This window comes from Rhodohalobacter sp. SW132, assembly GCF_003390325.1.
In the GTDB taxonomy this organism is placed as follows: Bacteria; Bacteroidota; Rhodothermia; order Balneolales; family Balneolaceae; genus SW132.
In genome coordinates this window covers 1-20337 of record NZ_QUOK01000015.1, presented here as the reverse complement: position 1 = coordinate 20337, position 20337 = coordinate 1, and the positions used below count along the sequence as shown (strand labels likewise).

Genomic DNA, 20337 nt, shown 5'->3' with positions numbered 1-20337 from the left:
CTTATTAAATCTTCATAAAACATATGTATGTCTGTTCAATTTATTGATGAGCAAAAAACGCTCAATACTGTTCTTCCCGAACTCAACAACGCCGGTCAGATTGCGATTGACCTCGAATTTGATAAAAACTACTACAGATACGGATTTAATCTCTGCCTGATGCAGCTTTCTGATGGCGACAACATCTACCTGATCGACCCGCTCAGTTCTTCGCTGCAGATAAATACGATCTTTCCTGTCCTGGAGAATCCGGAGATCGAGAAAGTAGCCTTCGCATTTGGCGAAGATCTGCGTCTCCTCCACTCCATCGGCTGTTTCCCGAAAAACATATACGACCTCGATAACGCAATCAGCCTGCTGAACTATTCCCCTGCCTCCCTGACAAATCACCTTCAAAACATTCTTGAAATCGATACAGGGAAATCATCACAAATGAGTAACTGGTACCACCGGCCGCTGTCTGATGATCAGCTTCACTACGCTGCTGAAGATGTCAGACATCTGTTGATATTAAAAGATCACCTGCAAACCGAAGCTAAAGAAAAAGAGCTTTCCGGCTGGATTGAGGAAGAAAATCGTGTAATGGACCTTGCCGATCACTCAAATATTGATAACAACGACGTAATCAAAGAGAAAGATAAAAACGATTTTACAGAAACGGAGTGGCATATTTATGTCCGCCTGATGGAAACGCGCGAGGAGATTGCTGAGAAACTAAATAAACCCTCATTCCAGGTGATTCAAAAAGAGATCATTCAAAAAGCGGCAAAAGATCCGGGACGGCTTGAAAAATGGAAAAACACGCGCGGAATATTTAAACGGATTAAAACAGACCGAATGAAAAAGAAACTTCTCACCGTGGTTCGGGATGCCAGAGAAGAAGCTGCCGAGAAAGGACTTTCTGATACGGATCCTGCTAATAAACCGCCTTCAGCTGATCAAAAAAAATATTATAGAGAACAAAGAGAGAAAGTAAACCGGGCAAAACGAGAATTTTTCACCCCGATCAAAGAACAGATTGAGGATGATTACGGCAAAGAAGTATCCACTTTTCTGTTCAGCAACCGAATCATATCTGAAACCATCTCAGAAGATCAGCAGCTGCTGCACTATAAGATGGAACTTCTCAGGCATTATGCAGACAAATTGAATCTTGATATAAATGAATACCTGAAGAACAGGTAATCCTGCAAGAGACATTTTTTCTATCTCTGGCTGTTATAATCTTTTAACCAGCCGTACCATATACTCATTAAACGGTATTTTCAATTTCATTTGAAATTTTTAATTACCGTTTGAGTTCCCTTCTACTATTTTTGTGCAAAAGTCCTATACGGCTTTAGGATAAACTACATTTGCTAATTAACTACCAAAGGGAACATTATGTTAAACAATAAACTACTACGTCTTGCTTTGCCACTGCTTCTGCTGATTGCAGCCGGTCTTACAGCTTGTGACTCCACAAATAACGTTGACGGGATCGAAGAATCACTTGTTGATATACCAAACCTTAATCTAATCGAAGGTGCGGAAAGTGTCGTGGCAACCGTAAACCGCGATCGCAAAAAATCCAACTTCACCATTCGTCTTGACGGCATGGCAGAAACATCGGGCATCAGTTCCGGTGAATACCCCGCTTTCTGTGCACTTTGGGACGTGGCAATCGATTCAGACAACAAATCATACGGCAACGTTAAACTGCATTCAATAGATGACGAACCGTTTTGGAACGGGATAAGCTACCTTGTGAATAATATTGAATCCTACGAGGAACAGTACGAAGATCTGAGCTGGTTGGAAATTCAAATTGCACTCTGGTCGATTATGGATCACAAAAAGTTTGACCTGAACACCATCCCTGATAATGAACTGCCGAGTTATGTAAGAGATGGCTCATATAACATGGATATTATCAATAATATCCTGGAAGATGTATCTGACAACAAGGATCTGATTTTACCGGGAAACGGTTGTTTGCAAATCCTTTATGCTGAAGTACCCGGTGCGCAGGATCAGATTATCATCGTACCAGGTGAATGTCCGCAGGAAAAAGGATTTGGCGTTCGATATCGTAACTTCCTTTCATCCGCAGATCAGCAGGAAATTTATCTTGGAACGGGTGACCTTGGCGTAGGTGCCAATCGCTCACAAGAGCACGCTACATTTACTCAAAACGGCACAACTGAGATCGATTTTGTATATTCTCCTGAGCTGGATCAGCTGAGTGCTAGTGTTGGTAATAGCTATACAATTTATGAAGATCTGTCTGCTAAAATGCCGGCTTCATGTTCAATTCAGGATGTTGACAGAGCCCAAATTTGGGTTACTGCGAGAGATCCCGGCACAACTGTAACGCTTTCTGGAGAATATGCCGGTGAGAGCATTTCAGTTACAGCAGATTATGATAATCAATCCCAGGTGTTTTACAGCCTGCAGAATCTGGATCTATCCAATGGATTTTACCTGAACGGAGAAATCACCCTCAGCGGAACATTCACCAGCGGTGAAAGAGGAAAAGCTGAGATCGTTTTCGGCTGCCCGGTGCAGTTTTAATTTTAATTCGGGAATGAATTTATCGTTTTGAGATAATATTCAGACAGTAAAATTATGACTTCTGCCCGATTGATTACAATCGGGTTAGAAGTTATTCTGACAAGGGAGCTTCGGCTCCCTTTTTTGTTTTACAAATATCTACTCTCCTCTTCTATCGTAATACTCTGCCCTACATAAAATTCAGGGTTGCTCCTATTTATAAATTGAAAATTTCTGTTTTAATTACAGATAGAGATCGGGGTGAAGTGAGTTTCACCCGTACAGGATTTCCCGGGTTCAGCCACTTTTCTCCTTTCTGAACAGAGAACCGATCATAAAACCACGGAGGGTGCGATATGTTTTTCAGTAATAATTCTCCAGATTACGACTATCTGATACATGAACGGATCAACATTTTGAATGATCAGGGATATTGCGGATTCAGAATCACGGACATTAAGGGTGATTCAGAAAGCGGCCAATTTGTCGTTGAAGCAAAAAATGATAACCGAATTATACTTACAACCAAAGGCCTTACAAAAGAAGAAGCCTGCAAAAAAATGATCGACCTGATTGATGTCACCGTCGATGATTATTGAGGCGTTTGTTCTTTCAGTATTTGATTTTTGAAAGTGCATACATGTTAAATTTTATTTTAGAAGAGGATTTGTATGTTTGTAGTTGTAGTGTTCAGCATGATTTTTTTAACTATAAGACCAACGCTTAATGCTCATTAACATTAAAGGGATCAAGATTGGTTGTTTATTTTTATCATGTGTTGAGCTTATTTAAAATATAACATCCCATATAAACCGAACATCTATGGCTACCATCGACAGAATATTAGTCCCCACAGATTTTTCAGCATCAGCAGAAAAAGCATACGATTTTGCGAGAATAATTGCGAAGGCTCACGGCGGAGTTGTTGATCTTCTCCACATCATTCCCAATATCATTTTACTGGATGAACAGGTTCGGAATGAAAAAAACCTGCCGGACCTGGAAGAGGATCTCTACCCTCACCTCTTTAATGAAGCGGAGCTGCAGATCGAAAAAATTATGAAGGAGCAGTTTCCTTATGAAAACCGTGGTAATGTGTATGTAAAGGTAGATCGCAAACCGTCGGAGGTGATCACTGGTCACGCTCTCAATGGGAATTACTCCATGATCATCATGAGTGCAAAAGGAAAAGATCAATCCGGTATGTTTCGCGGAACAACTTCGGAACAGGTTCTCCGCCGATCAGAAGTAGCGGTCCTTACAGTAACAGAGAATGCCAATACGGATCATATCAAACGGATTCTGCTACCGAGTGACGGTTCACTACTTTCAATGGCAGCACTTCCGGCCGCGGTCAAAATGGCCCACACTCTTGGAGCTTCCATCACCATACTTTACATCAATGAAATGTACGGTTTGATTTCAAATCATTTTTCAACCCGATCAAGCCAGACCCGAAATTCCGAGATCAGGGAGCATTTGATCAGCCGGCTTGAGGAATTTACCAGTGAAACTGAAACCTCTGAGCAAAAGCTGTCTGTGTCGAAGTCGGGTTCGCGAATAGAAGTTACACTCCGCGAAAACGGGACCAAACGAACCATACCCGTTCAGATTGAAATCAAAACAGGTTTCTCGGCACATCATGAAATCACGGAGTATGCCAATTCTAAAGCCGATATGGTGGTGATGACAACTCATGGGCGCAGCGGACTGGCACATTTGATTATGGGTTCACATGCTGAAAAAGTGGCCATGAATGTAGAAAAACCAATTCTTACCATCCGGCCTGATAGTAAACTATTTAAAAAAAATAAAGTGGAGACAACTGCAGATGAAAACGAAAATTAAAACCATTCTGCTTCCGGTAGATTTTTCAGGCTACTCGGCTGAAGCCTTTACAGTCTCCCGCCAAATTGCATCGAAAACAGGTGCGACAATTATACTTCTGCATGTGGTAGAGCCACCCTATAACACAGCAACTGCTATTGAGGGAATGCTCAGCATAATGGAAGACAATGCAAAATCGAAGATCAATCAACTAATAAAGAAGTACAGTGAAAGCGGTGACACCGAAGTTGATATCGTGCCGGTAGTGAAGCACGGTCGCACTGTGAGGGAAATTATGAAGCAGGCTGATGAATGTTCAGCTGACCTGATCGTAATGGGCAGTAAGGGGCAAAGCGGAATTGAAAGGATCGTGCTGGGGAGTGTCTCTTCTGCAATGGTTGCAGAAACTAATGTTCCCCTGTTTGTTTTACCGGCAGAAAAAAGCAGCCGCACCCCCGACTTTAAACGGATTATCTTCACAACCAATCTTCGTGAAAAAGATCCCGAAAACCTTCGTTACGTGCATTCATTCGCTAAATTTTTCGCTGCAAAACTGGATGTGATTCACGTAACTGATCATAAAGATTTCGATACCATACTTCGTGTCAAAGGGTTCAGGCAGGTCATCCGGGAGTTGAATCTCGATCCTCCGCCAGAGTTTACGGTGCTGGAACATGAAAATAGTTTAGTTGGCCTCGCAGAATATATCAGCAAACATTCCAGGGCGCTGCTGGTAATGAACCGTTACAAGCATTCGATCGTCCAGAAATTGCTGGGTGTCCATCACACCGAAAAATTCCGCAGATATTCCGACCTTCCGATACTAATTTTGCCGTAAGATCAGCCAAAGTAACTGTACTCTGTCAACTTCAGACCAAAAGTACTTTTAACTTTTAGATGTGACTTTTTCAGTGTTTATCACTATTATATCAAATATATAAAGTGATAAACACTGGGATTTCATAAAATGACGGATCAGACAGACAAAAAAATTTTAGAGATCCTTCAAGAGGATGGCCGTATCACTACCAATGACCTGGCCAAAAAGATTGGGCTCACGACAACCCCCACAGCAGAACGGGTAAAACGCCTGGAAAGAAGCGGGGTTATTACGGGATACACGGCCCGAATCAACAGGGATAAAGTTGGAAAGGGGCTTACACTTTTTTGCTCCATAAAACTGGCCGTTCACCAGATGCAGAGCATAAATGATTTTAGTGAGCATATCGGGAAAATACCGGAAATCCTGGCGTGTTATAATATTACCGGTGAGTACGATTACCTGCTGCAGATTGTGGTAGCTGATACCAGTGAATATGAACAGCTGCTCCGGTCAAAGCTGACTCGAATTCCCGGGGTTGAACAAATTTATACCGGCATCGTTTTGTCGGTGATAAAAGAGGGATCAAACATCCGATTAACTGAAGTAGAAGAAGGTGAGAATCATGGATAAAGCAAACCATTCACGCACGCTGGAAACGATCTGTTCGCGGGCAGATCACCCGAAACACGATCCGTACGGCTCACATGTGATGCCACTCTATCAAACGTCGACCTTCCGGTTTGAAAATGCCGATGCCGGCAGAAAATTCTTTGCTCATGAACCGGGAGGAGCTTCACACAGCTACTCTCGATTGGGGAATCCAACGGTTCAACAGCTCGAATCGGTACTATCGGAAATCGAAACGTTTGACTCTGAGATCTCCGCTGAATCGATGGCCTTTGGATCCGGCATGGCGGCCATCACCACAGCACTGATGGCAATCGGGAAAGGCAAACGAATTCTGGCCCAGGAAGTTCTTTACGGGTGCACATCCCAGTTTCTGCAGGAGGAGGCCGGAGAATTTAACATTGCCGTTACCCATATTGATCCCTATAACCTGAATGAACTTGAGCGTACGCTGAACGATCATCCCGATACCGGGCTGATCTACCTCGAAAGCATCGCTAACCCAACGATGAGAGTGTGTGACCTTCCGGCAATTTGCCACCTGGCAAAACAGCATAATGTGCCGGTAATGGTTGATAATACATTCGCTACGCCCTACCATCTGCGACCGCTTGCTCACGGCGCAGATATTGTTGCCTATTCTACCACCAAATACATATGCGGACACGGCAATATCGTCGGCGGATCACTTACAGCGCGGAAAGGGTTCTTTGAGAGGTATGAAATACCCGTCTACCGCAAAAACTTTGGCGGGATCTGCAGTCCGTTCGACGCCTGGCTTACGATGATGGGGATTAAAACATTTCCGCTGCGTATGAAAAAACACAATGAAAACGCATTAAAAGTAGCGGAATTCCTCGATACTCATCCGGCTGTTGGACAGGTTTGGTACCCTGGTTTGCAGCACCACCCAGACCATCTGCTGGCAACGGATCTTTTAGAGAATGGGGTTGGCGGAATGATCGCGTTTGAATTGAAGGGAGGTTACGAAGCCGGTGTTGCAATGATGGACAGCGTTGAACTTTGTACGCTGGCTGTAAGCCTCGGGAATGTAGATTCATTGATCCAGCACCCCGCATCGATGACACACTCTGTTGTTAAACCTGATGTTCGTAAAAGAACGGGAATAACAGACGGATTGATTCGCTTATCGGTGGGAATCGAATCCCCAATCGACCTGATTGCCGACCTGGAGCAGGCATTGGAAAAAGCAGCCCAACCGATGTTGGTGAAGTAAAGCTGATTAAGCAAGACAGTTCGACAGTTCGACAGTTCGACAAATAATCTGTTGAATTGCATCAATGTTCAATAGAGTTCTGAGCTTCTCTTAACGGTTAATTTATTCCTCAGACTCTCGGTAATCCACCGCTTTCAAGTTCCCGTCCGGATCCATAAAGTGGGTCTCTTTACCGGGAACGATATCCGTATTCTGGGCGGAAGCACAGCTCCACTCCTCCCCTTTTTTGTGGACCACAAAACTGAAGATGGTTTGCCGCCCGCCCGGAGTTTTTCCTTCCAGATTGGATTGATTTTTCAGGATCATCCTGGCATGAACAACCGCAACAGTACTGCTTAATTTTTTTACCGTTACTTTGCCTGTTATTAGAGTTGATTCGTTAAAAATCACACGAAGTCCGTAATCATGGGCTTTCCGGATCTCTTCACGTGAATGCCACCAGATCCCAACAACATTCACAAATTCTGCGTTTTCATCAAAAATTGCGGCTATTTTATCTGCATCCCGTTCGTTCCAGGCTTCTGTAAACCTCGCCGGAATCATATCGGGTGAATGCATGGGCGGATACTTTTTTGGGTTCATAATTTAGATGATGCTTTATTAATTTCCTGGAGTGCTTTTCGCCACAAATTTTTAGTATCTGACAGAACCGGCGGAATATCCTGCAGTGAACGGACCGCCATCTGGACCTCTTTTTTCTTGCTGGCCACGCGATGGAGCGATTTCCTGCCTGCATTATAATTATAGTTCAGAAAGTCGATCGCCTCATCCGTAAGTTCAACATTATATTGGTAAACTAGTGTTTCAGCCAGGCGAATTGCAGAAAGCCCCAGACCGTTGTCAGCCTCAGCGGCCATTCTTCGGCCAAGTTCCTCTTTTTGTGCAGCACTCATATCGGGGGATAGCCCGCCAAGATAGATCGCTTTCGTAGCGTTGATATTCCGCTGAATTTCCGGTTTTGAGAGATTTATATGGGGTTCAAGAGCCACTGCAATTTCAACTGCCAGCCGCCGGGCAGACATCGCCCCCCTGTTGTCGAATGATGAGAACAATGAAAAACTGTTTTTCTTGATATCCTCTTTCTCGAAATACCATGCCAGGTGCCGGCACACTTCGAGCCGGGCTTCTTCATCCAGCCCGATTACACTTTCGCGTATTCGAATACCCCTGCGCCCTTTGCCCAGCTGCAGAGTTCCGGGAGATCCTTCACTTTTTGAAGAAGATTTCAGCCATTTTTCCTGAGCTGTTTGCAATTCCATGAAATGTTTCCCCGATTCTTTATATCCTTCCCTTGCCATTTGGTACAGTTCCAAAACGGTATTCATCGCTGCTGAAATTCTTTTCAGCTCTTTTTGGGGGATGTGCGGATCCCGGCTTGCACGCAGCGCTTTAACTGAAAGACGATCGATACTGCGAACTACGTTTGTGAGCAGACGATTCATCTCCACACCTTCAGGCAGCGCATCCGGAGATTCAAATCCCGATTCCACCATGTAGGCGGCCAGTGCCCGTATTCGGTTCCCCCCTTTTGCCTGTGCTACCCTGTACCGGCTTCGTTTTCTTTCCAGATCATCAATTGTAGTCGCGTATTTCCAGTTCCCAGAGTAGGAAAATATCAAAGTAGGGATTTCCCGGCCGCTGATCAGTTCAAATGCCAGGATCATCATCTCTTCCACATCACGAAAAGTCATGATATACGGATTATTATTTTCGATGGCTGACATCACTCGCTGGAGAAAATATTTTTCCCGTTGAACACCGTACTTTAAATGCCCCGATGTATTTCCGGTAAACCAGGTTTTTAATTCACGTGCCGCTTGAGGAGATTTTTCATTCAGATCTTTAGTGATCAAATCAATTTTATCCTTATGTTCTGCGTACAGCTCCCGCACTTTTGTCTGAAGTCCGATTCTGCGATAGGCAAAAATCTGCCCCATAATCTCTCCCACTTCCCGATCGTCGGTCAGATCTCTGAATGCAATCGTAACACCGTACGGAGTCAGATCCACCCGGCGAAGGAGTTGAAGTGCCGCTTCTCGCTGGCGTGCCTCACCCTCATACGCCTGAACAACCTTATCCCGGGCAACAAGAATCAGGTCTCCCAGCTTGTCGGTTACATCGAGAATATCCTTTTCAGATTGCTCCTCGAGGTGACCGCGTGTTCCATCGTATACAACTTTAGCTACCAGGCCGATGATACCCGAAAATACAGTGAAGCTGACAAAATAGATCAGCAGCTGCATAGAAGGCATGGTGCCGTAACCAATGTAGTATCCTCCGATGAGGCCAAGTGAAGTAACCGGACCGGCAGTCCAGAAAATCTGCATCAGCGCATGCGACCACTTAACTTTGTTGAGACTTCTCCTCAATCGGTTCGTGTGCTCGTTACGCTCCCTGTTTAAGGTAACTTGTTTTTCGTCTGAACTGGCCAAGTGTGCTGAATATTTAATAACTGGAAATCTTCGGCCTTAACAATACTGCCGATTTCTAAATGATGATAACCATTTGCATCAACAGCTGAAAATCTCCCTTTTTTATAATTCTGATCACTTTCGGCAGAAGACGATTGATTTATCCCTAATAAAAAACTCAAGTGGTGAAAATAATCCGATACAAGCCGGAGGTATCTATACCTATATCACAACTATCCAAAACAATGAATGAATTTGAGAGAAATTTGAAATCCTGAATGCAATCTGTTCTTCTTTTCACAGATTACAGCTGAGTGTATCGCAGAAATGCGCAGATATGCACAGAAAATCTTCGGGAATCAGCGAATTCATCCTCGTAACTCTGCGTAAAAAAGCAGGGAATCGATTTTCGATCTATAAAAATATCTATTCCGAATGAACAGAAACGAAGATATTTGATGAATTTTCTAAATGTTTTGGACAGTATTGATATGAAATAGTGCATCTGATGTGCAACTCTTTTCATATCCCTGGTTGGTGACATGTCCGGATCTGTATCTTTAAAACCCTGTGAAACGATCAACCTGTTCGTTTCTAAACCCATATTTGTAAGTGAAAAAAAACCCGAATCTTGTAATAAATTTTATTACATATGTAAGAATAGATATACAATAAAAAAAATTATCACTCTTTACACGCATTAGTAGGCTTTTCAGGTAAATAATTGTATAATGAAATATCAATTATAATACTCCTGTCAATGGTATGACAGGTTCAACTACTACACAATACTATGCAATACGGAAAAGTAAAATGGTTTGATTCTGAAAAAGGATTTGGATTCATCGAGCCTGAGGATGGCGGAAAAGATATCTTTGTTCACCGCAATAATATAGAGAATCTGGGATTCCAGGAAGGATTGAATGACGGCGAAGAAGTAGAATTCGACGTTGAAGATACCCCTAAGGGACTTAGTGCAATTGAAGTACGGCGCATGTCGTAATCAATCACTTTAATAATTATTACTAGTAAATCATCAAAGCCGCACCCACAAGTGCGGCTTTTTTTGTTTTGATTTAGTTGGCCGTCGTTTACCAAGCGCTCTCTACATTCTCTTTTCGGCTGAAAGTTTACCCCATTTCCCTCACTTTATGAACCTTTATTACATTCTCGGTTTTTTTTGCTGATCCTGAAAATCTAAATTTTTTAAAGCATGCCATCTCTTGCTGATGATCAGATTCAGCTGAATCAGGAAAATCCAGTATATTATACATTTCCATTCGCTAACGACAATACAGATTTTATTCATGCAGTTCAGATATCAGCAGCAGCCGGCAGTGATACAATTTGGAAAACCATTTATTCAGACATTAGAGGACGAGCTTAGGCGTCATGAGCTGAAATCGATATGGATTGTAGCCTCTTCAAGGTTTAACACACTGGTTGGTCAAATTTCACAGATAAAAGGTGTGAACGTAGTTGAACATTTCAGCCGGGTAATTCAGCATGTGCCGGAAGATCAGGTTCAAAAAGTTCGGCATTCTGTCGCCAAACTGCAGCCAGACCTCATGCTGGCCATCGGCGGTGGTTCTGCCATCGGACTGGCCAAAGCTGCAGCTCTAAAACATCCGCTGCCGATATGGGCTGTTCCAACTACCTTCTCAGGTTCTGAAATGACCAACGTTTACGGGATTTCATCAAACGGGAAAAAAGATGTGGGACGTCACCCTGATGTGCTGCCCCAGCTGGTGATTTACGATCCCGGGCTATCCCGCGCTTTGCCAGCCTCATTCGTAGCAAAGAGCTCAATGAACGCCATGGCCCATCTTGTGGAAGCCGTATACAGCACAGAAAATAATCCATTCACCTATCGCTCGGCGCTTCAGGGCATTGAACTGATGTATGCCGCAATGAATGAATTTGCAGAAGCCGGAACACTCGCCAACCCGATCCATGAAAGGTTTCTGATGGGAGGATGTTTGGCTGGAAAAGTACTGAATGAAGTAGATATGGGGCTGCACCATAAAGCTGCACACGTTTTGGGAGGCAACTTTGGTTTAGATCACGCATCCGTTCACACCGTGCTGCTGCCTTTTGTTTTCAATTATCAGTGGAATTCACTGGATGAGGAGATTCGCTCCGACTTTAGAATTGCTTTTGGTGCTGACCATCCCCCGCTTGAGCTTTTTAAAACCTCTGAAAGACTCAAAAATCCCGTTTCCTTAAAAGAGATAGGATTCAATTCAAACCAGGCGGAATCGGCTGCAGAACAAATTATGCAACTCTCTTTTGATAATCCTGCTCCGATGGATCAGAAACGTATATCAGCGTTGCTTCACCAAGCCTATTCCGGTAAGCTTGTTGTGGGGTAAGATTGGGTATTTCGTCGGGCGATTGGGCGACAGGGCATGATTACTCGTCGGACAAATCTCCACGCAATTCCTACCCATCTTCAGAACGACTCATTTTTTTTGAACAAACTCGTCCGGCGAGATTTTCGGGCCAGACGGAACGGTCCCATCAGGAATCAAACCCTGACGGTTGCACTCTTGTAAGATCATTTCGGTCATGTCACTTTTAAACATAAATTCATACCGGATATCAACAACGTACGCTTTAACCCGCAATTTTATCACGTAGCGGTTGTTGAACATTTCATTCAAAACAATTACAACAACGGGTTTATTCAAATAGGTAAACGAGGATGACCAGACGGCTTTGTAGGCGATTTCTTTCACTTTTTGCACATCCGTTGTAGCGGGTAAAAATATTTCGGCAACGACCTGGCAGTCAAGTGCACTGCTGTTAGAATTGGATACCGCCCGGTTCATTAATTCACCGTTTGGAATGGAAACCACCGAATCATCGGGCGTTACCACGCGGCTGGAGCGTAGTCCAATGCCGAGTACTTCCCCGTAATGTTCCCCAACCTGGATCTTATCCCCAACCTGGAACGGCCGGTCGAGAATAATCATAATACCGCCAAATATATTCCGCAAAATATCCTGTGATGCAAATCCAACAGCGATTCCCACGGATGCTGCAATAGTGATGATCGTTTCAAATGGCGGAGCCAGAACCCCGGCAATGACAATATAAATGGCAACAGACCAGATGGCGATCCGGCTGATAGGTGACAACCGTTTTATGAAAAGCCTGTAATTGGTAGCTTTTTCCGCAAGATTGTCCAGAATCAGCGTGAAGTATTTATTGATAAAATAGGTGATAATCAGCAAAATAATTGCGTTAAACAGCTTTGTGAATGATATGAGCTCCCTCAGCTGTACCAGCTCCTGTTCCATTTCACCTTCAAATTCTGCTGCTGAATCGGCTTCTTCCGTCTCTTGTTCATCCTCAGCAGCAGGCTCCTCCTCTTCTGCCTGCTCTGTATCTTCAATTTGCAGAGTATCCACCTCTAAAGTGTCTGTAATTACCGTATCCGGTGAAGTAGCCGGAACCTGGGCCGAGACCAGGCCGAAATGTCCTGCCATGAAAAAGAGTAGAATTAGAGCTGCAAAAATTTTAATTCCTTTCATGATTCTCCTGCCGTTAATGGATAAAATTTCTGCGTTTCAGCAGCCGAACCACCTGCCTGTATACCAGGTGATTGAGATTATAACCGCTCTTACTTGTATATACAATTCCTTTGGTTTTTAATCTCGCCAGCATGAGACTACTTTGAGACGTATCCTGATGAAGCGCAAGGGCTACCTCCTCTTTGGTCAGTGTATCATGAATCACGAGTGCGGCCAGCGTAAATAATACATCGCGGGAAGGAACTTCAAGTTTATCAACTTCGGTAATTTCAAGCGGTTTGAAAACAAAACGCTGGGTATCAAACTCTTTTACAGACTGCACCCAAAAAATCATAGCAATGGAGGGGTTTCCCTCACTGACCCTTGATAATTTTGAAAAATAGTGATCTCTCACCAGCTTTTGTGCCTCTTTTGGGTTGCCAGCCAGTTTTTTATATGCCCGGCTTTTTTTCAGTGATTCACCCGGTTCAAAATAGAGTTCGTAGCCGGTTGACCGGTGCCGGGCCAAAATCACCTCACGGATCTCTGTTTCATTGAGCTGATCGGCAAATACTACATGAGAAAAATACTGGTCAGCATCCGACATTTTCATAAAGAAATTCCACGAGTAACGCGATGTGGTTACAACCCAGAAGAGTTTTTCCATGGTAGAAGACATAATCACCCAAAATGCTTCGAGTGCCTCATAGCCGTTTATATTCCGAATAAAAATATTCTGCAGATTTTCAACCACTACAACCGACGACGATCGCTTCCTATCCACTTTTTCGAGAAACTCGTCACGGCTTTCGGTTTGCTTAAAACCAAGTGCGCTGCAAAGCTGCTTCAGAAGTTCTTTTTCGTCCGTAAACGTCTTTTCAAAATGCACAGTTACCGTATCTGCACCCTCTAATATATCCTTCTGTGCAAACCTTAGCATGGTGCTTTTACCACTCCCCTTTTCACCAATAATTGCCACATTTGCGCTTAAACCCCGGTTCCACTGCCCGAATGCCCCATTAATCGTTTGCTGACTCTTTTTGGGCGGAACATAAAACCGCTCGTCTATTGGAAAATCGCGATTAAACAGACGTTTATAGATGAAAGGCAAATCACTTTCCACTCCCGGCCTGGCCAGGTATTCCGCCAGGTTTCGTTTTTCCTTGATCGTGATGATACTTTCGGCCCTGAACCCCAGGTACGGTGCCAGAATCTTAAAGCCAGTCCGGATTTTCAGCCCGATAAACCTCCAGCTGATTTCAGCCCTTTCACTTGTTGCAGCCCACCAGGCCGTTAATTTCTGCTGCCAGTTAATGGCCTGTTCTTTAACCATCAGGGCTTTATCACGCATTTCAAAACGGTCGAACTCTTTATTGAGCATGGTGCGGGCGAGTTCATGCAGGGCGGTTGGCAGTGTTTCCCGCAAGATGGTATCGTACGTGTTCTGTTTTTCACGCACTTGCTTAATCGATTTTTCAAGTGTTATTACAGCCCGTTCAAGACCATCAAGTGCAATTTGTAACGGTTTCTCTTCGCCGCCTTCTTCATTCGATTCAATAGCTGCCAGAATATTAACGTCGGTTACCTGCACCGCTTCTTCAACTTCCGTAAGGATTTCACGTATCAGCAGATCGAGGTTCTGGTCCGTTGGATCCAGTTTTTTCAGGGCCTGCTCTTTCAAATACCTGGCCGCAAGTGATTGCCATCGAATGGTATCCGGCGTGAGATCCGGGATGGGGTATTTCACCACCCGTTTCTGTGCAAGTGTTAATTCATCCGTAAATCGCCGGGATTCAACCTGCAAATCACTGATTTTATTCCGAATCATATCCACCGGTTCAAGCAAGCGGTCCTGTTCCCTCATCGGCTCAAGCAGCGAATGTTCCAGTTTCTTCAGTAAATCCAGCCGGATCCGGTCGAGTTCACCGGTTTCTTTTTTATTTTCAGATGAATTCAGACTTCGAATTTTTTCGATAGCAGTTTTCACCGATTCCACACCTTCTTCGATCGGCAGATAGAATGTATCCCGAAAGAAAATATGCGACCGGTTTAGAAGTTCCTCTTTAATTTCAGATGCAATAGAGCCATAGCGTGCAATTTCGGTTTGAACCCGGAGGTCATTCAGCTGGGAGTGCAGATAATCAGCCCACGCATCACACTGTTTAATCAGTTTTTCCGATGCGGATGGTTTAAAATTTCCAAATTCACTTTCGGTCACTACCTTTTGCCGATGCTCAATTGTACCCGCTTTGGATGTTTTCTCAAGCAAATCGGGCGTAATATTATCCAGCCACTGAATAACCTGGGGTTTGTTGTTCTCTTCAAACTGTTTCAGGTGCTGAACCGCAACCTGCAGCTGCTCTTCAATCTCATCCAGAATTTTCACCTGGAAAGTGGAATGCGATTCAGGTCCGGTTTTCTTTTTTTGTTTCTCAATTTCTGTGCGTTTTTCCAGCAGAAGATCGAGCAGCATAGCGCATTCATCATACTCGCGTGCAGCGAAATCCATCACTGCATCCGTATTGTGCAGAAATCGGTTCAAAAAAAGCTGGCGAAGATAAATCCTGCGCTCAAATTTTTTTCGAAAAACCGATCTGGCGACCCGCTTCACATGTTTGCCGGTTTTAATTCGAAGTGAATCCCCTTCAAGAACCTGAAAACGATTCTCGTGCTGAATTTCTGCAACCGTTTCAGGAATTGATGATGCCGCGGTGTTAATCGCCTCCCGATAAAGCGAGTGCCATCCGGGATTTTTAAGTTGCAGGAGTGCTGACTGCAGATCGGGAATTTTCCGGCTGATCAGATCAATAATCTGCCGGTATCGAAACTCATCATCTTTACGAATCCGCTGAATTTCATCTCTTGTACCTGCAAACCATTCCTGAAGCGGTTTTCGAAATGAGGATCGCAGCCTACAAATCTGATCACAGAGTTCATCAGATATAAACGCCTGTATCTTTTTTTCTGCCGAACCGGGGCTGCCGGGCTGTTCCTTTTTATGCATACTGTTCTGTCGCCGCCAAATTAACCTGATCTGTTTTCAACCGCCTGGGGTTCCGCACCGATCAGACAGTATTCAATTCCATATAAATACAGTATAAAACATTAAGGTTCTACCGGAAAATTCAGAATCCTCTATTTTCATGAGACATCGCAGGAGGAGTGTCTTGAATGATGACTATTAAAAAGAAAACAGCTGTTGTAAGTCCAGTTTGAAATTCCCTGATGATTCATCGAGAACTTGGTACTGATTATCCCCAATTACCCCGGCACCACTACAGTATAAATTTAAATGCCGGATCTGAATTCAGCCGAAGTAGCTATCAGAAAAACAGTAATAATAGTATTCTATTTGTACATCGAATCTTTTTAAAAAAATTGGCATGTCAGTCATACGATAAATTGAAAAAATCTGTTTATGTATAGATCAATTATTCGTTAAATTCTGATTAGAACTAACTTTCGTACTTTATATTCAACCAGTAATGCAACACCTATACAGTTACGTTTTCAAACTGTTTTGCATATTGATACTTTTTTCCGGATTTCTGGCACTGCCCCAGGCATCGGCTCAGACCGAATTACAACGTGTTTCAGCTGTTGAACGCAGTGACGGCCTGGGCTACGTAGTTCGTTTTCACCTGAGCGAAACTATTGATTCTTCTAAAGTTCTGCAGCCGTCTACTGATCTTTTGCAGGTAAAACTCTACTCCGAAAATCTTGATACGGTAAACTTTAATCCGCCTGTAACCGGCAATGTATTTAAAGATTTTATACTGTATGAACTCCCCTCTGGCATCGCATTTGACATAAAACTGCACGAAGGTCATTACTTCAATTTTTCAGCCTATAACGATCAAAACGGTCGTGATCTGCTGCTCGCACTCGCACAATCCGCCCCTGAAGATCTAACTGCGCTTTCTGATGATCAATCCCCGATCGACTGGAATTTATTCACGCATGATGCACAAACTGAGACATCCGAAGAGTTTTTATTTGATGAACCTGCTGATGAACGCAGGAATGGATCCCGCTTTGAAGTTGTGGTGATAGATGCCGGGCATGGCGGCTGGGAACCCGGAGCCGGGGGAGTAAACGGAGTTCATGAAAAGGATGTAACTCTTGCCGTTGCACTTAAAGTAGGTGAATACATCGAACAGAATATTCCTGATTTAAAAGTTGTATATACCCGCACAGAAGATGAGTATGTGAGCCTTGTGGACCGGGGCAAAATTGCGAATGAAAACAATGGCGATCTGTTTGTATCCATTCACGCAAACTCTTTTTCACATGCAAATAAAGCACGCCAGAGAAGCGTGCATGGAGCAGAAGTTTACTTTCTGGGGATGGCTCGCAGTCAATCAGCGCTTGAGGTCATGAAGCGGGAAAACAGTGTTGTACAATATGAAACCGGGGAAATTGAGGAGCTTACTGAGGAAGATCTGCTGATTTATGAGCTGATGAATGCAGGAAACATGTCTACCAGTCAGCGGATTGCGGAAAAGATGGAGTACCAGTTCAGGGAGCGGGCACAGCGCCGATCCCGCGGCGTAAAGCAGGCCGGTTTCCAGGTTTTATATGAAGCATCGATGCCCGGGGTTCTCATTGAACTCGGGTTCATCTCAAACCCTGCAGAAGCAAATTATTTAAATAGTGAATACGGCCAGGCAATCGTTGCATCTGCAATATTCAGGTCTATTCGTGATTTTAAGATCGAATATGACCGCAGTTACAACCGCCAAACCTCAGCCAGATAGAAGTATCGTGTCGAAAAAACCGCTCATTATTGGTGTTGGAGGCGGATCAGGCTCCGGAAAAACAACAGTAGTTAAACATATTTTATCCGGTATCGGCAGAAATAATATCCAGCTGATCCAGCACGATTCGTACTACCGCGACCTGGGGCACCTGCCTCTTTCAGAACGAAAAAAACAAAATTTCGATCACCCCTCCTCTCTTGAAACTGAACTGATGATCCGCCACGTGGAGGCGCTAAAAAACGGCTACCAGGTGGATGTTCCTGTATATGATTTTGCAGCTCATACGCGTGATGAAAAAACCGAAAAAGTAACGCCGAAGGAGATTATTCTGCTCGATGGAATCCTGATCTTTACGGAACCGGCTCTTCGGGAACAGATGGATATTAAACTGTTTGTGGATACCGACGATGATGTACGGCTGCTTCGGCGCATCAAGCGGGACATCATGGAACGCGGCCGGGACCTGGAAGGTGTAATGAGGCAATATGAAAATTTTGTGCGTCCGATGCACCTGGAATTTGTGGAACCGAGCAAGCGATACGCGGATATCATCATTCCCAGGGGTGGTGAAAACCATGTAGCTCTTGAGATGGTAATTGCTATGATCCGTGAAAAACTGGCCCAGATTAAGAAAAATAATTTGGCCAGTGAAGGTTGAGTTGTGAGTTTTTAGTTTTGTAAACGGAATGGTTTTGGGCTGTTATTTTCGAGATCCGTTAAAAATCGATCGGGCTTTTGACGCCGCGGCCTCCCCTGTTCAGAACGTGCGTATATATCATTGTAGTTTTTACACTTTTATGACCCAGTAATTCCTGAACAGTTCGAATATCATATCCGCTGCTCAATAAATGTGTCGCAAATGAGTGCCGGAATGTATGAGGGGTCACGTGTTTTTGGATATTCTGATTCTCAGCGCTCTTGCGTACAGCCCTCCTGATATCTCGTTGTGAAATATGATACCGGTGCCGGACACCTGATCGGGGATCTACTGCCCGTTTTTTTGACGGAAAAAGATATTGCCACCGAACATTCTTAGAAGCTGCCGGGTATTTTCTGGCAAGAGCCATTGGGAGAATCGTTTCACCAAATCCTTTCTCAAGGTCTAATTTGTGGAGGTTTTTCACTTTTTGGATTTGCAGTTCAATTCCATCAATTAAGGATTCGGGTATCATGGTCACTCTGTCCCGCAATCCTTTACCATTTCGTACGATAATTTGTTTATAGTCGAGATCAAGATCATGAATTCGAAGTCTTAGTGCTTCAGAAATGCGCAAACCTGAACCATACAATAATCCAACAACCAAGCGCGGAATACCATGAATGGATTTGATAACAGCCATGGCTTCTTTTTCGGTCAATACAACAGGTAAATGCTTTGGTTTCTTTGCTCTTTTAAGTTTATCGAGATGGTGAAGCGGTTGTTTCAGTATGTGTGTATAGAGAAAAACAATAGCCGATAACGCCTGATTTTGTGTTGAAGCTGCTACATTGAGGTCATTGGCAAGGTAATTCAGGTACTTTACCACATCTTCTTCTTTCAGGAACTTTGGATGTGTTAAATTGTGATACCGAACAAATCTAACAATCCATTGCGAGTACGTTTTCTCGGTACTAAAGCTATAATTGCGTCGACGAATCTCTTCTTTTAACTGAGTGAGTATTTTTTTCTCTTTCATGTCATCATACCATTTATATTGTATGAGCCAAAAAATGAGATTTACTTACAAATATTTTCAAATTTTTTATCGGCGTTTTATTCGGACATAAAAAAACTGCCGATAAACATTCATCGGACATTATTTGGTCCACCCTTGCACGATTAAGATAATTGGATTACTATTCGGCATAACTTGGTGCTGAAAGCCCAAAAGAGAAATACATGTTAAGGCCCGGCAGGCTCGCAAAAATGTGGAAGTGGGGGTGCGGGGTTTTAGGTTTTGCCTGGTTCCCAATTCGCCCGTCATGTCCAGCTTGTTTTGTGGGCTGCTTCTTTAAAAATTTTCCCAAGAAAAACGGGCGCCAACGGCTTCAAAAAATAATGTCCAAGTACGTTTGGCAGGCCTCGCGTTGGGTTAGTTTGGCAGGTAGTGCGAAGCACGAGATTTTTTTAGGGAAAATGGGCGTTTGTTGGCCCTGTGACAGATTCCGGGGGCGGCTCGTCGCTACGAAAATTTTTCTGGTAAAAAAAGGCCGCCAGCTCGTTGTTCAAACTCCATTCAGCGCGGCAATCGTCACTTTTCCCAAGAGCGGACACTTGTAAAATCGGGCTGGATTCATTGGACCTGCTTTGCCTTCTCCAGGGTTTTCCTGCGGCGCCTTGGGCGTGGTTGGTTAATACATCCCGATAAATCGTTTCAGTAAATCAGCCGGGAAACGTTGGCCCCGGGTCGCCTGGGCAGAATCTTTCCAACACCTGCCGGGGTCATGGCGAGGGACGGTGCAAATAATTGGTTTCGATTTGGTTTAGGTGAAGAGGTCGCAAGTCCATCCCAGCCTTAACAAGGCAAATTAACCGGACATCGACTTGCTTTTTCGGGAGTTTCTGGTAGATTGTGGAATCAACATTTATCAACAAATCAAATCCCGGTGCCGGTTATTTGCTGAG

The 20337-nt window shown here is 43.9% G+C and carries 16 protein-coding genes; 11 read left to right on the top strand and 5 right to left on the bottom strand.

Translation table 11 applies throughout. The annotated features are described in order from the left end of the window. Positions 1-27 precede the first annotated feature (27 nt). The 7 genes from DYD21_RS19805 to DYD21_RS19775 all read left to right on the top strand — a co-directional run bounded on the left by DYD21_RS19805 (position 28) and on the right by DYD21_RS19775 (position 7046). Entirely contained in the window at positions 28-1185 is a 1158-nt protein-coding gene (locus DYD21_RS19805; protein ID WP_116038758.1) for a ribonuclease D, read from the top strand. Between the two features lie 198 nt (positions 1186-1383). Then, the gene (locus tag DYD21_RS19800) at positions 1384-2553 is read left to right on the top strand and encodes a hypothetical protein (protein ID WP_147303658.1); all 1170 of its coding nucleotides are present in this window, start codon (positions 1384-1386) and stop codon (positions 2551-2553) included. Between the two features lie 335 nt (positions 2554-2888). Further along, complete coding sequence (locus DYD21_RS19795) at positions 2889-3131, top strand: hypothetical protein (RefSeq protein ID WP_116038756.1); 243 nt, start codon at positions 2889-2891, stop codon at positions 3129-3131. Between the two features lie 223 nt (positions 3132-3354). Continuing rightward, positions 3355-4380, top strand: a complete 1026-nt coding sequence (locus DYD21_RS19790) for a universal stress protein (RefSeq protein WP_116038755.1) — start codon at positions 3355-3357, stop codon at positions 4378-4380. Further along, positions 4364-5197, top strand: a complete 834-nt coding sequence (locus DYD21_RS19785) for a universal stress protein (protein WP_116038754.1) — start codon at positions 4364-4366, stop codon at positions 5195-5197. Before DYD21_RS19790 ends, DYD21_RS19785 begins: the two co-directional genes overlap by 17 nt. Positions 5198-5326: 129 nt before the next feature. Further along, the gene (locus tag DYD21_RS19780; RefSeq protein ID WP_116038753.1) at positions 5327-5812 is read left to right on the top strand and encodes an Lrp/AsnC family transcriptional regulator; all 486 of its coding nucleotides are present in this window, start codon (positions 5327-5329) and stop codon (positions 5810-5812) included. Then, entirely contained in the window at positions 5805-7046 is a 1242-nt protein-coding gene (locus tag DYD21_RS19775; RefSeq protein ID WP_116038752.1) for a PLP-dependent aspartate aminotransferase family protein, read from the top strand. The genes DYD21_RS19780 and DYD21_RS19775 overlap by 8 nt, the downstream gene beginning before the upstream one ends. Before the next feature lie 102 nt (positions 7047-7148). On the opposite strand, the gene DYD21_RS19770 is transcribed toward DYD21_RS19775, so the two are convergent. Then, entirely contained in the window at positions 7149-7628 is a 480-nt protein-coding gene (locus DYD21_RS19770; protein ID WP_233505595.1) for an SgcJ/EcaC family oxidoreductase, read from the bottom strand. After that, the gene (locus tag DYD21_RS19765) at positions 7625-9478 is read right to left on the bottom strand and encodes a hypothetical protein (protein ID WP_147303657.1); all 1854 of its coding nucleotides are present in this window, start codon (positions 9476-9478) and stop codon (positions 7625-7627) included. Before DYD21_RS19765 ends, DYD21_RS19770 begins: the two co-directional genes overlap by 4 nt. Positions 9479-10250: 772 nt before the next feature. Here DYD21_RS19765 and DYD21_RS19755 point away from each other — a divergent pair. Together DYD21_RS19755 and DYD21_RS19750 are read left to right on the top strand one after the other, a co-directional pair. Beyond that, on the top strand, positions 10251-10460 hold the full coding sequence (locus DYD21_RS19755) for a cold-shock protein (RefSeq protein ID WP_116038749.1): 210 nt from the start codon (positions 10251-10253) through the stop codon (positions 10458-10460). 304 nt (positions 10461-10764) lie between these two features. Continuing rightward, a complete protein-coding gene (locus DYD21_RS19750) occupies positions 10765-11829 on the top strand; it encodes an iron-containing alcohol dehydrogenase (protein WP_116038748.1) in 1065 nt (354 codons plus the stop codon). Between the two features lie 90 nt (positions 11830-11919). On the opposite strand, the gene DYD21_RS19745 is transcribed toward DYD21_RS19750, so the two are convergent. Together DYD21_RS19745 and DYD21_RS19740 are read right to left on the bottom strand one after the other, a co-directional pair. Further along, positions 11920-12993: a mechanosensitive ion channel family protein gene (locus DYD21_RS19745; protein WP_233505594.1), complete on the bottom strand. Its 1074-nt coding sequence runs from the start codon at positions 12991-12993 to the stop codon at positions 11920-11922. Positions 12994-13006: 13 nt separating this feature from the next. Then, the gene (locus DYD21_RS19740) at positions 13007-15976 is read right to left on the bottom strand and encodes an ATP-binding protein (protein ID WP_116038747.1); all 2970 of its coding nucleotides are present in this window, start codon (positions 15974-15976) and stop codon (positions 13007-13009) included. 481 nt (positions 15977-16457) lie between these two features. On the opposite strand from DYD21_RS19740, the gene DYD21_RS19735 reads away from it, so the two are divergent. Together DYD21_RS19735 and udk are read left to right on the top strand one after the other, a co-directional pair. Further along, on the top strand, positions 16458-17729 hold the full coding sequence (locus tag DYD21_RS19735) for an N-acetylmuramoyl-L-alanine amidase (protein WP_116038746.1): 1272 nt from the start codon (positions 16458-16460) through the stop codon (positions 17727-17729). A 7-nt stretch (positions 17730-17736) separates the two neighbouring features. Then, positions 17737-18390: a uridine kinase gene (gene udk, locus DYD21_RS19730; RefSeq protein WP_348636201.1), complete on the top strand. Its 654-nt coding sequence runs from the start codon at positions 17737-17739 to the stop codon at positions 18388-18390. Between the two features lie 58 nt (positions 18391-18448). Here the strand turns inward: udk and DYD21_RS19725 are convergent, their stop codons facing one another. After that, positions 18449-19408, bottom strand: a complete 960-nt coding sequence (locus tag DYD21_RS19725) for an integron integrase (protein WP_116038744.1) — start codon at positions 19406-19408, stop codon at positions 18449-18451. Positions 19409-20337 lie beyond the last annotated feature (929 nt).